At 51.8% G+C, this 12,053-nt stretch carries 12 protein-coding genes and 1 pseudogene; 9 read left to right on the forward strand and 4 right to left on the reverse strand.

Annotated elements, in window-relative coordinates:
* The 4 genes and pseudogenes from ACMHXE_RS16640 to ACMHXE_RS16655 form a co-directional block, all read left to right on the forward strand.
* Positions 1–626 (forward strand): IS256 family transposase (locus ACMHXE_RS16640; RefSeq protein WP_224868444.1); only part of this gene is annotated, 626 nt, incomplete at its 5' end.
* Positions 627–634: 8 nt separating this feature from the next.
* Positions 635–931, forward strand: a pseudogene (locus tag ACMHXE_RS16645) (transposase); the annotation flags it as partial.
* 125 nt (positions 932–1,056) lie between these two features.
* Positions 1,057–1,557: a GNAT family N-acetyltransferase gene (locus tag ACMHXE_RS16650; protein ID WP_101053873.1), complete on the forward strand. Its 501-nt coding sequence runs from the start codon at positions 1,057–1,059 to the stop codon at positions 1,555–1,557.
* 93 nt (positions 1,558–1,650) lie between these two features.
* Positions 1,651–2,016, forward strand: a complete 366-nt coding sequence (locus tag ACMHXE_RS16655) for a hypothetical protein (protein ID WP_413732845.1) — start codon at positions 1,651–1,653, stop codon at positions 2,014–2,016.
* Between the two features lie 935 nt (positions 2,017–2,951).
* On the opposite strand, the gene ACMHXE_RS16660 is transcribed toward ACMHXE_RS16655, so the two are convergent.
* The 3 genes from ACMHXE_RS16660 to ACMHXE_RS16670 are packed head-to-tail and all read right to left on the reverse strand — an operon-like array spanning position 2,952 to position 5,342.
* The gene (locus ACMHXE_RS16660) at positions 2,952–4,301 is read right to left on the reverse strand and encodes an ATP-binding protein (protein WP_101053879.1); all 1,350 of its coding nucleotides are present in this window, start codon (positions 4,299–4,301) and stop codon (positions 2,952–2,954) included.
* Positions 4,301–4,990 carry a response regulator transcription factor gene (locus ACMHXE_RS16665; RefSeq protein WP_025011881.1) on the reverse strand — a complete coding sequence of 230 codons (690 nt, stop codon included), beginning with the start codon at positions 4,988–4,990 and terminating at the stop codon, positions 4,301–4,303. Before ACMHXE_RS16665 ends, ACMHXE_RS16660 begins: the two co-directional genes overlap by 1 nt.
* A 13-nt stretch (positions 4,991–5,003) precedes the next feature.
* Complete coding sequence (locus ACMHXE_RS16670) at positions 5,004–5,342, reverse strand: PepSY domain-containing protein (RefSeq protein WP_025011880.1); 339 nt, start codon at positions 5,340–5,342, stop codon at positions 5,004–5,006.
* Positions 5,343–5,585: 243 nt separating this feature from the next.
* Here ACMHXE_RS16670 and ACMHXE_RS16675 point away from each other — a divergent pair, with 243 nt between their 5' ends.
* Positions 5,586–6,428 carry a choice-of-anchor H family protein gene (locus ACMHXE_RS16675; RefSeq protein ID WP_101053882.1) on the forward strand — a complete coding sequence of 281 codons (843 nt, stop codon included), beginning with the start codon at positions 5,586–5,588 and terminating at the stop codon, positions 6,426–6,428.
* Positions 6,429–6,534: 106 nt separating this feature from the next.
* Here ACMHXE_RS16675 and ACMHXE_RS16680 read toward each other — a convergent pair whose 3' ends face one another.
* Complete coding sequence (locus ACMHXE_RS16680; RefSeq protein ID WP_101053884.1) at positions 6,535–7,665, reverse strand: methyltransferase; 1,131 nt, start codon at positions 7,663–7,665, stop codon at positions 6,535–6,537.
* 175 nt (positions 7,666–7,840) lie between these two features.
* Here ACMHXE_RS16680 and ACMHXE_RS16685 point away from each other — a divergent pair, with 175 nt between their 5' ends.
* The 4 genes from ACMHXE_RS16685 to ACMHXE_RS16700 all read left to right on the forward strand — a co-directional run bounded on the left by ACMHXE_RS16685 (position 7,841) and on the right by ACMHXE_RS16700 (position 11,690).
* Positions 7,841–8,503, forward strand: coding sequence for an alpha-ketoglutarate-dependent dioxygenase AlkB family protein (locus tag ACMHXE_RS16685; RefSeq protein WP_101053888.1), 663 nt, complete (start codon positions 7,841–7,843; stop codon positions 8,501–8,503).
* 75 nt (positions 8,504–8,578) lie between these two features.
* Entirely contained in the window at positions 8,579–8,878 is a 300-nt protein-coding gene (locus ACMHXE_RS16690; RefSeq protein ID WP_101054037.1) for a BolA family protein, read from the forward strand.
* A 124-nt stretch (positions 8,879–9,002) separates the two neighbouring features.
* Positions 9,003–9,512, forward strand: coding sequence for an S-ribosylhomocysteine lyase (gene luxS, locus ACMHXE_RS16695; protein WP_039033608.1), 510 nt, complete (start codon positions 9,003–9,005; stop codon positions 9,510–9,512).
* Between the two features lie 132 nt (positions 9,513–9,644).
* Positions 9,645–11,690 carry a TonB-dependent receptor domain-containing protein gene (locus tag ACMHXE_RS16700; protein WP_101053890.1) on the forward strand — a complete coding sequence of 682 codons (2,046 nt, stop codon included), beginning with the start codon at positions 9,645–9,647 and terminating at the stop codon, positions 11,688–11,690.
* Positions 11,691–12,053 lie beyond the last annotated feature (363 nt).

The following is a 12,053-nucleotide window of genomic DNA, read 5'->3' on the forward strand; positions in this document are numbered from 1 at the left end:
TGTTGGGCTTGTATATCTCAGACACTGAAGGTGCACATCAGTGGCTAAGTATACTAACCGATCTTCATAGTCGCGGAATTAAAGACATCCTGATTGCCTGTGTCGATGGCCTTAAAGGCTTCCCTGAAGCCATTGAAACCATTTACCCACATACAGAGGTGCAGTCATGCATCATTCATCAAATTCGTAACTCAATGAAATACGTAGCGTCTAAAAACCAGAAGGCGTTTATGGCTGATTTAAAGTGTGTCTATAAAGCCACAACCCTCAATGCAGCTGAGATGGCGCTGGACGAGCTGGAAGCCAAATGGGGCGACAAATATCCTGTGGTCATCAAGTCCTGGCGCAACAAGTGGGCGCTGTTATCGACCTATTTTAAGTACCCGGAATACGTGCGTAAGGCTATCTACACCACGAACGCGGTTGAGGCCGTACATCGTCAGTTTCGTAAACTGACGAAAACCAAGGGTGGTTTTGCCAACGAGAACAGTTTACTCAAACTGCTCTACGCCGGTATATTGAAGGCTCAGGAGCGGTGGTCACACCCGATTCAAAACTGGAATTTAACGCTATCTCAGCTGTCCATCCATTTTGAAGGACGACTGGATGCTCACATCGATCTGTGATTTTTAACGTGACACAGAATTTTGAACACCCTCCGCGCCCTCGCCGAACTCAAATCAGCCTTGAAGATACGCCTTACTACCACTGTTGCAGCCGCGTGGTCCGGCGTGCCTTCTTGTGTGGTGATGATGCCTACTCGGGCAACAATTATGACCACCGCCGTGGTTGGGTGGAATCGTTATTGTTTGAACTGGAGGCCGTTTTTGCCATTGATGTGGCGGCATTCGCCATCATGAGTAATCATCTGCATCTGGTGTTGCATATTGATATAGAGACAGCAAACCGATGGACAGACAGAGAAGTGCTTTGTAGTGCTCAAATCCCCTACCGGTGCTTGAATACAGACAGAAAGAAGATTAAGTTATTGTTTTACAGTGGGTGGCTTGATTTTTCCTGAAAATTACAAAATAGATTATAGATTAAAGAACGAATATGGATATTTTAATAGAAACACCTCGTCTCTTAATGAGAGAGTTTTGCTTGGATGATGTAGATGCTGTCTTTGAATTTTCTACTAATCCAGAGGTTATGCGTTATACGGGTGATGTGGGTGCCGTTAATACCAAAAAAGATGCAGAGAATTTAATTGTTAATTGCTGGCAAGCAGAATATAAGAAGTATGGTTACTCTCGGTATGCATTGATTTATAAAGAAGATGATAAAGTCATAGGGTTCTGCGGAGTTAAGTACGAACCTGATTTGAACTGTCCAGACATAGGTTGTCGGATGCTACCCGAATACTGGGGAAATGGATTGGCCACAGAAGCTGTAAAAGCCACTTTAGAGTATACAATAAATACGCTTGGGCTTACTAAAGTAATTGGTGAGGTCTTAGTTGAGCATCCAGCATCAGGTAACGTTTTACTTAAATCTGGTCTACGTAAGGTTGACACTTATGAAAAAGATGGGTTTATATTGAATAGATATGAATAAAAACTTAAGTTTACAAGTAATAGTAAAGAAAGATAACAAGTTACTGAATTCGATAAACGAATTGGCGGAGCGTTATTTTTCAAGGAAGATATTATGAGAATTTGGCACGTCGCTTTTTTAAGCCTCCTGTTACCAGGTTGCTCTTCGTCCAATAAAACCACCTATCAACCTGTTTGTTTTCAATCCGTAGAACAAGCAATAAACATTGGTGAATCTCTTATATCCGCGGGGTATTTTGAAAAAGTAAGTTACTGGGTTAACGGAGACCCCAGCATACCTGTTCGTGGGTTGGGTTTGGAATGGGATGGATTCGAACATTCAAAGTATTGTCCCAGCGGCGGGTATCCTGTCCTCATCTCTTACCTGGATAAGGATGAACTTGGGAACTCTGAAATAGTAATTAAATGGGCTCAAATAGTTTTTAAAAATATGCTTAAGGAACGAGGCATTGAAACATAACGAGTGACGGTGGCAACCCGTCAATAAGTATTTCGCTAATTGTGATAGCTTTCACCCATCGGGTTCGATTTTTCATCATGGTATTGAGCGTAACCAACGGCTCTCGCATACAGGATATCAACGCTACTTTGGGAAGCGATTATTTCCTGAGGGGCGTCCCTTTGCAATGTTATTTGTGCCAACGGCTTTCGGCGACACCGAGGGGGGAATTGGTGCAACTCTGTTAGTCCTAAATAGCTTGAAATATTTGAGAGATCTGCAGACATACACCTATTTTCCAGGCATAGGCGGAACTGTGACCGTCGAAAACAGGGTCGAATTTTGTTCCCGACAAATTCGGCATTTCCTACGTCCTTGTAGGTCAGACGTTTTCGTCGAGCGCCCAAGGATGGGTTCACAACAACTTCCCTGTTTAACGGCCAGCTCACCATCCCTGTTTAACGGCCAGCTCACCATCCCTGGTTCGCGCTCGAAAGCATGTTGCTATGCAACTCTCGCCGAGTCACAGGATCGCCTGTGCGAAAGGCGCACCGCAGGTGATTGGCTACAACTAGCTAGCCGCTAGGATTAAGTTCATTGGTGAGTTTTGGCTTAAAGCCATGCTAGCCACTGTGCCAGTGGCCTAAAGTCGTGGAACAAGTGCATCCATGCACAACGGCCAGCTCACCATCCCAGGTTTGCGCTTGAAAGCATGTTGCTGCGCAACTCTCGCCATGTCACAGGGGAGTCTGTGCGAAAGTTCGTCTCGAACATCCTGTTTTTCAATTGCATTCTTGCTTCTTGCCCATCCCAGCGGCAGGCAACGAGAAACATCCATTGCCGGAAACTTGACCAGTGCTTATTGGCAGCATCAAGGGGGGCATTATCGCCATTTGGCAAGATTAGCCTTGTTGGAAATAGGTAAGGATGGGGAATGAATGTACCATTCCCCAATCTCAACTTCTGGGTAAAAACAGAGTGAAGCGGGCGCCGCCCAGGGGAGATTGATCTATTTGCCACTGGCCTTGGTAGCTCTGCAGCAGATCTTTGACTATCGCCAGTCCTATACCATGACCTTGTTGGTAGTTATCGGCTCTGACACCGCGCTCGAACAGCTGGGTTTTCTGCTGCTCTGTAATGCCCGGGCCATCGTCTTCGATGCAGATGTTCAGCCCTTTTTCGCTAACCCAGGTTTTGAGGGCGACCTTGCTATTTGCTGCCTTGCAGGCGTTATCCAATAGATTGCCGAGGAGTTCGGCCAGGTCGGCTTCATCACCGTAAAACAGGGCATTTGTTGCCAGGTCAGCCTCAAACTCCAGCACCTTGTCGGCATAAATCTTGCCAAGGGTTCGCAGTAGTTTGTCGGCCACGGTTTTGCTGTTTACCCCTTGATGCCAAGGGCCGCTGCCGGCACTTTGGGCTCGCTTCAACTGGTGCCCTATGCTGGCGTTAATTTGGCTGATGGGCTCTTGGGCATCGCTTGGCAAAGACTTGAGGCTTTGCAGTACCGCCAGCGGTGTTTTCAGGCTATGGGCCAGATCCGACAGGGCGTTGCGATAACGTTGGCGTTGGCGCTGCTCGTTGCTTATCAGGGCATTGAGCTGGGTCGCAACCTGTTGCAGCTCCTTGGGATAGTCACTGCCGAGATGTTGCCGTTTGCCTTGCTCAACCGCTTCGAGCTCGGCGCGAAAGCGCGCCAGTGGTTTGAGTGTCCACCAGAGCCAGCCTCCTTGTACCAGTAACAGGAACAGCATCAATAGTCCCAGGTATTGCCAGAGCTGGCGGCTGAAGGCGCCTTGGGTTTGCTCAAAGCCGGTCTGATCTTTGATGATGTGTACGGTAAAGGGAATATCCCGGCCATTATCCGAGGCCGAGGCAAAGCTGGCGCTGAAGCTGTAATTGAAGTGGGGTTTGCCCAGGAGAAGCATTTCGCCAAAGCGGCCTTCTCCGAGTGGTGGGCTTGGAAGCTTGCCCGGAGGCGGCATACCGATAAAGGAAGGCGAATGCCATACCAGTTTGCCTTGGCTGCTGACCAAGGCGTAGAGCCCGGATTGATCTATGTTGAACTGTTTGTCCTGTAATTGATCCGGCAGAACCAGTTCGCCCTGTTCCACTTCTGCCAATGCCAATACTCCATAAAGGGCGGCGCTGAGTTCATCTTTTACCGCGTGGGCCAATTGGGCACGAAAGGCATCGCTCAGGGTCACGCCGATAAGCGGCAAGAGTACCAGATTCAACAGCAGGGCGCTGATCACCAGCCGGCCCTTGAGTGAACCGGGCAAAAGCCTTGCTGGCAAGGGTTTCATCAGGGGTTATCTCTAACTGGAAGCGCGTTGAGGCGATAACCCTGACCACGCAGGGTTTCAATAAGCCCAAGCGTGCCCTCGGGATCCAGCTTCTTGCGCAAACGGCGAATAAATACCTCAATCACATTGGAGTCCAGATCAAAGTCCTGATCATAGATATGCTCGATAAGCAGACTCTTGGAAGTGACTTCTCCCTGATGCAGCATCAGATACTCGAGCAATTTGTATTCGGAGGCGCTGAGGCTGACGCTGTGTTTGCCAAGTCGGACTTCACCGCTGCTGGTATTCAGGGTGACAGGGCCACTTTGCAGCAAGGGGCTGGCCTTTCCGGCGCTGCGGCGGATTAAAGCCTTGATCCTGGCGGTGAGTTCCATGGGGTGGAAGGGTTTGGTGAGGTAGTCATCAGCGCCGGCATCCAGGCCTTCCACCTTGTCCTGCCAGCCATCTCTGGCGGTGAGGATCAGCACAGGGTAATCCAGTCCCTTGGCTCGCATCTGTTCAATCAGTGCTATGCCGCTGAGTTTGGGCAGGCCGATATCGATAATGGCGGCATCATAGGGATATTCCGCCGCCAGAAACAGGCCTTCTTCGCCGTCTGATGCCGTATCCAGATTGAAACCTGCCTCTTGCAGATGTTGTTTTAAGTTGGCTTGTAAGGCGGCATCATCTTCTACCAATAACAGTCGCATAAGCTATTTCCTGTCAGTTTGCCTGCAGTCGGCCGCTGCGGGCATCCACAGAGACATAGACAATTCGGCCACTGTCCTGCAGCAGTTTGACCCGATAACCCGGGTTGCCGTTGACCTTCACAGACTGCACCCTGAGTACTTTACCGCCATAAGCCTGCTTCACCAGTCTGGCGGCTTCATCGCCGCTGCGGACTTTCAGCTTGGCCTCCTGGCCCTGAGTTGTTCGTTCCGGCTTGGCAAAGGGGCCGGCATGCAGGGGCTGAGCGAAAGCCAGCGACAGCAATAGCATGCTTGCCGCGATAATTCCGCTTGAGTGATAAGCTTGATGCTTGATTTTACTGCCCCTTTTCATGGTTTTGCCCTTTTGGAAACGCTTGGCCCAGTGTAAAAGATCCCCGCGGTGGATGAAATAGCCAGCCGGGTCTTCACTCTCTATCTGTCCTTCCCCCTGGTTTTCGCTCTGGCCCGGTCAGTTGTACTCCTTCCAAGATGAACATCGGCTGACAGAAACCGTTCATCTCATGTTCACCCAGGCTGACTTTTAATAATGCCAACAACCCGGATAAGCGCGAGATGCGCCCTGTGGAGAAGCACTATGAAATTATTATCTTACACTGTATTTGGCCTGTCGCTGTTTTTGGCTCTGTTTTGGGGGGCGCCCGCTGCCTATGCCAAGGAGCCTGTCGGCGGACAAGCCTCCATCGGCCAAAAAGCGCAGCAACCAAGCGATGAACAGGATAGCCCAGGCACCGAGATACGGGCGGCACAACACAGGCAGTTGCTCAAGCAACTGCAGCAGGAGTGGCAATTTGCCGGAGCTCAAGTTTCCGGTGAGCGCATGACCCGCGAGCAGATGATTGCCAAGAAACAGAAACTGCCCGAGAGCCAAGCCGCGCCGCAGCGGATGGTCTCCACTACGGCCCACAGCTATTACCATGAGTTCAGCTTTTATGAGGCGGCCAGCTACCTTTATGACGATTATGACTCTGATGGCTTTTATCGCAGCTTTGCGGTGCGCTTCGATGCTGATGTTTACGGCAATGATCCGGCCGAGTCTGTGCCCGTTTATGCCGAGCTTTATCTGAGCCGCAACGGCGGTGACTGGGAGCATTACTACAGCACTGAGGTGTTCTACATTCAGGGAGACAGTACCCAGGATGACTTTGAAGTGCTCACCACGTTAGAGAGCGGCTATCCCAGCGATCACTATGATGTGCTGATCGACCTTTATGAACCCGGTTACAGTGACATAGTGGCGACCATAAGTTCTTATGAAAGCAATAGCCTCTATGCCTTGCCGCTGGAAAGTCGCGAATGGGACAGAGATGATGGCGCGACCGTGATAGTCGATGCCGGCGGCAGCCTGTCAGTGGTGGCGCTCGTAAGTCTGGTACTGCTTGGCGGCTTGCGTTACAGACGCGGCCGAGTTGCCCCCTGAAATCACAAAATTTAACTACACAGGCCGGGGTCTCCCCCGGCCTGTTTCTTTCCGGGTTCCCAACGGGGGCCGGAATGGGTCAACAAGGTTTACGCTTGTTGGCTTTTTATTTAGAGGCTTGCAGGATCACAAACTTACCATTGGAGGCTATGGTTTTACAGTTGCCGAACAGGCGCTTGAGCTTGATGTGGTAACCCAGGTGACGGTTGCCGACCACATGCAGTATGCCGCCGTTCACCAGGCGCCGTCTGGCATCGAGGAACATCTGCCAGGCAATATGATCTGTGATGGCCTCTCCCTGATGAAAAGGCGGGTTACAGAGCACCAGATCCGGTGCGACCCCGGCGCTCAAATGACTCAGACAGTCGTCCCAATAGAAGTGGCCGCGTTCGGCTTCAAAGCCATTGCCGTGCCAGTTGAGCCTGGCACTTTCCACGGCCATCTCTGAGTCATCGACAAAGTGAATACTCGCCTCGGGATAACGCTTGGCCGCCGCCAGCCCCAAAACGCCATTGCCGCAGCCCAGGTCCACCACAGAGCTAAACTCACCTTCGGGGAGGTTGGCCAACATCAAACGGGCGCCGATATCCAGTTTGCCGGCGGCAAATACATTGCTGAGATTACAGATATTGAGGCCGAACTCGCCAAGGGGCCACTCGCTGGGGGCCGGCAATTCGCGTGTCTGGCCATCGGCGAAGGCGGTAATCACCCGGGTCTTTTTCCATGCCAGACTGGCGCTGGCCTGGCCCAGATGTTTGCCAATCAGGGCCAACAAGGCTTGATTGATGGATTTGGCCTTGGCGCCAATCAATACCCGGGTACCGGCGGGAAGCATATTGGCCAGCAGGGTCAGCTGCCAGGCAAAGAAGTTGAGGTTCTTGGGCAGCTTCAGCAATATGGTATCGGGTACACAAGCAGGTATTTCCCGACTGTTTAGCCAGTGAATGTCGGCATCGCTGAGATGGTTTTTCTCAAGATTTTGTCGAGTGCCAAGGTGGGAAGTGCGGGCATCCGAGCTCCAGTGAATCTTTGCATCGGGGTAACCTTGACGAATGGCGCACAGCAGGGCACCAAAGCTGTCGTTGATAATAAGCACAGATTGAGGTGCCTCTTCCTCGGCGAGCTGTTTGAGCAGGTGTTCATCGGCGGCATCCCAGGCCTGGAGGTTGGATTCCTGCTCTTCGGGATAGCGGTGCAGAGTGAGCTGAATATCAGCGGCTGAGAACTGGCTGGTCATATAACTGGGCTTAAAGGACGAATTTGCGCGGATTATCGCAAATACTGGCGCTCAAGGCGATATTTGCGAAAATCTGCCTTGGTCATTATCTAATAAAGAAGGCTTAAGCCTGGCAATAAGCCACAGAGAAACAATGCCATGAAGTTCAAAGATGAGTTCAAAGATGAGTTCAAATATGAGTTCAAAAGAGATACAGCAGTCGCTGTTTGCGCTTGAGCCTGGGTCATCTGCTGAGTCGGCAACAGGCGTGCAGCGGTTTGAGCAACCGCCTATGTTGCTGGTGCGCGGTTATCTCAATCCAGCCCAGCAGGATGCCATTTGGCGCGAGGCGGAGCATTATCCCCTGACTCGCCCCGAGCTTGAGATATTCGGTAAGCGTCACGCCATTCCCCGTACTCAGGTGTGGTTCGGCGATCCCGGCTGTGATTATCGTTACTCAGGGTTATTGGTCAGGGCGCTTCCCTGGCCCAAATATCTGTTAAGGCTAAGGCAAAAGCTGGATCGGGATTGGCAGCTTGGCAGCAATGGCGTGCTGGTAAACCGTTATGCCGATGGCCGCGACGCCATGGGTTGGCACAGCGACGATGAACCTGAGCTGGCAGAGGGGGCCGATATCGCGTCAATCAGTCTGGGCGCCGGGCGCGATTTTGATTTGAGACACAAGCAAAGCGGCGAGAAGCTGCGGCTCAGGCTTAACTCGGGCGATCTCTTGTTGATGCGCTGGCCGATGCAGCAGGAGTGGCAACATGCATTGCCAAGAAGGCTGAAACTCACAGAGCCCAGGCTCAATCTCACCTATCGGCGGCTCAAACCGGGTTTTCATCCTCCTGGTGGTTGAAAATTGTCGGATTGATCTTTGTTCGCCGAAGCAGTAACCTGCCGCCAATCCCAACAGCTTATATCAGGTTTTACCATGTCCGTTGCTCAGACCATAGAGCAGAAGTTGCGCCTTGCCCTGACGCCGAGTCATATAGAGGTCATCAACGAGAGCCACAATCACCATGTGCCGCCTAATTCAGAGACGCACTTCAAGGTGATCATTGTCAGTGAAGCCTTTGATGGCAAGCGTCTGCTGGCTCGCCATAGAGAAGTGAACCAGGAATTGGCGGAAGAACTGGCCAATGGCGTGCACGCTCTGTCCATGCATACTTATACTCAGGCCGAATGGGATGCTCAAAGCGCCGTGCCTGAGTCGCCCAAGTGTCGTGGTTAAAAGTCCCTGCTTGATAAACCGCCTCCAGGGGCTGCATTTGTGTTTTGGCGCTGTAATAATAGCGCTTTGAGACGCGAAACCATTTAACAGTGCAAGCCAGCTTGCCATCCAAGGGAGAATACCCATGCCATTGTTAGACAGCTTTACCGTGGACCATACCAAGATGGAGGCACCGGCAGTGCGGGTGGCCAAGACCATGAGCACACCAAAGGGCGATACCATTACGGTATTTGACCTGCGTTTTTGCGCGCCCAACAAGGATATTCTCAGCGAGCGCGGCATTCATACACTGGAACACCTGTTTGCAGGCTTTATGCGTGATCACCTCAATGGTGACGGAGTGGAGATCATAGATATTTCGCCAATGGGCTGTCGCACCGGCTTTTATATGAGCCTTATCGGGACACCGGAAGAAGGCCGGGTTGCCGATGCCTGGTTGGCAGCCATGGAAGATGTGCTCAAGGTACAAGATCAAAAGGCTATTCCTGAGCTGAACGAATACCAGTGCGGTACCTATCAGATGCATTCTCTGGAGCAGGCACAGGATATTGCCCGCAATATTATTGCCGCCGGTGTCAGCGTTAACCGCAACGACGATCTCAAGTTGAGTGAGGAACTGCTGAAGCAGCTCTAATCCCGCCCGGCTTACCTCGCACAATCAAGCGACTTGATATTTACTCAAGTCGCTTTTTTTTTGTCCGCAAATCAGTTAGTTTACAAAAATATAACATCAAATATGCGGTAACTGCTGATAGGGGATTGGGATATGAGTCAGAGGCGAGGCTTGCTTAAGGTGAGTGCTGTGGCCGGTTTGGTGAGCGGGAGTTTGGCCGGGCAGTGGGCGCACGCTTCCGAATCTTTGGTTGCTGACCATCCGGCTTTTGAGACTGCAGCAATCAATGCCATGTACTATGACTCGGCCGAGCGGCAACTGACCGCCGGTGGCGAGCTTATCCCAACCTTGCCTGGCAGTTTCAGTATTCGCGGCGCCGGTGGTAGCGGCCATTCCGGAATAGCGATTATCGAAGACAGGGTCAATCTGGCGCCGGCGCCTTATTCTGCGCCTTATCTGTGGCAACTGCCGGATCCCGATACCCTGGTTGCCAGCTCGGCCAATGCCGCCGGTAGCTTGCTCTATGGTGGTAGCGGCAGTTTTGGTGTTTTGGAAACCCAAAGCCTGGGGTTGCATGATACTCCGGGCAACAGTTTGCGGCTTCAGGGCAATGAGGATAAAGGTTGGGGCGCCGAGGGCCGCGGTCTGATTGATGCCGATGACTATAAGGTATTGCTGCAGGCGAGCCACAGGCGCCAGCAACCCTGGCAAGAACCGAGAAGCGCTGAGCTGGGGCAAGATGACAGCCAGACCAAGGTCCTTTTCAAGATAGCGGCCAACAGCTTGCCGGGTGCCCGCAGTCGGCAACATACTGAATTTAAGTATCAATATTCACAGCAGCGACAGTTTTTACCGGGAATGGGGCTGACGCCTGCCGATTGGCAACTGAACCCTGAGCTGTTGTATGGCGCTGCCACGCAGGATAGACTCAAGAGCCGCAGCCACAGATATCAGCTGTCACACCGCGTTGAGCCTACCGCCGGCTCCCGGGTGTTTACCGAGCTTTACTACCATAGCCATCACAGCTCGCAGTTGCAGATGAGTTTTGCCGATGGCGCCTTTATTCAAGGTGACGCGCTTGAGCAACTGGCGGCCTTGGATGCCGCTGCTATCGGCGCGGTTTCATTGGTCGACTTTCGCCGTGATGATGACTTCGAGGCTATGGGGATCCAGACTCAGGCCATTACTCAATATGGTCGTCACAAGGTGAGTTACAGTGCCCGTTGGCACAGAGACAAGGCCGAGCTGGCACCCGGCCTGGGGAGTTGGCTGTGGCAGGGTGGACGACTGAGTGATACTGCGCAGAGTCTGAGTATCAGGATTGATGACAAGGCCAGTGTTTGGAGCTCGGCGGTGACGGCTGAGCTCAACTGGTCGGCTGTGACTCTGGAGCTCGGCGTCGGCTATGAAGATGTCAGCTTGGAGCGCAGTAGCGAAACCGTGCCGCTTTCAGCCGCGGATTTCTCCGAAAGTGAATGGTTACCCACGGCAAAGCTTAGTTGGCGCGGGGAGGCACTGAGCCTGTTCATCAGTGTCGGCAGAGCTTGGGCGGCGGCGAGCCCCGGCAACCAGGGGCAACGCTCCCAGCAAGCCTGGCAATATGAACTGGGTGGCCGCTTTGAATCAGGTAGGCTGAAAAGTGCACTGAGCCTGTACCAGCGAGACTTCGATAATCTGCATTTTGATTGCACGGCAAATAGCTTCTGTGACCCAGCGCTGCGCCTCAATCAATACAATCTCGGAGAAGTCGATGTCAAAGGCGTCGAACTGGCGCTCGACTACCGCCTGGACTCAGGTAGTGTCAATTGGCCCATGGGGCTCAAGTACCATTACACCCAAGCCAAGGCGCTGCACTCGGGTTGCCTTATGCTGAGCGGACCTTGCCTGATGGCAGATGAACAGTTGCCCTGGTTGCCCGAGCATGCCTTGAGTCTCCATGTTGGGTTGGAGTGGGACGGCTTTAAGGCCAAGGCTCAGGGAATTTATCGTTCAGAAGTGGCAAGTCTTAGCCCTCAGGAGACGGCAAAAGACAGCATGCAGCTGGATCTGCTGCTGAGTTATGACTTCAACTCAAAACATCAGCTCTATTTTCGCGCTGAGGATCTGCTTGATGACGCTAGTCCGTTACGTGAAGATGACAGTGGTTTATTGGCAAGTGTTGGCCGACGTTTACAGCTGGGCTACCGAATGAAATTTTGAAGCAGAGCCTCCCCGGCAAGGCCCTGAAGATGAAATAAGTATTTTTGACTATTTAGTCTATTATTTCTTTAAAAATTAAAGGTATAACTTTGTGCGTCAGGACAAAATCCTGCCTTTTGCCTACTTGTCGCTATCTCTGGTTAACTCGTTTGGCTCAATTCTCTCTTGGTCACTTTGAAAGCAGGTTAAAACACTACAATTTTCGTGGCGATAGCGTTGCAATTGGGGTAAAATGCGCGCGACCAGCGTGATTGCGATCGCATTTCTGTGATAAATCTGCGCTAGCTCAACGCTCGATTTTTTTGTGTGAGAGTCGGGGGTTAGCAGGAACGCGGCGCATTGTCTTTCCTTCAAAACGTAGTG

The organism is Shewanella sp. BJSY2023SW007 (assembly GCF_047314525.1).
Taxonomy (GTDB): Bacteria; Pseudomonadota; Gammaproteobacteria; order Enterobacterales; family Shewanellaceae; genus Shewanella; species Shewanella chilikensis.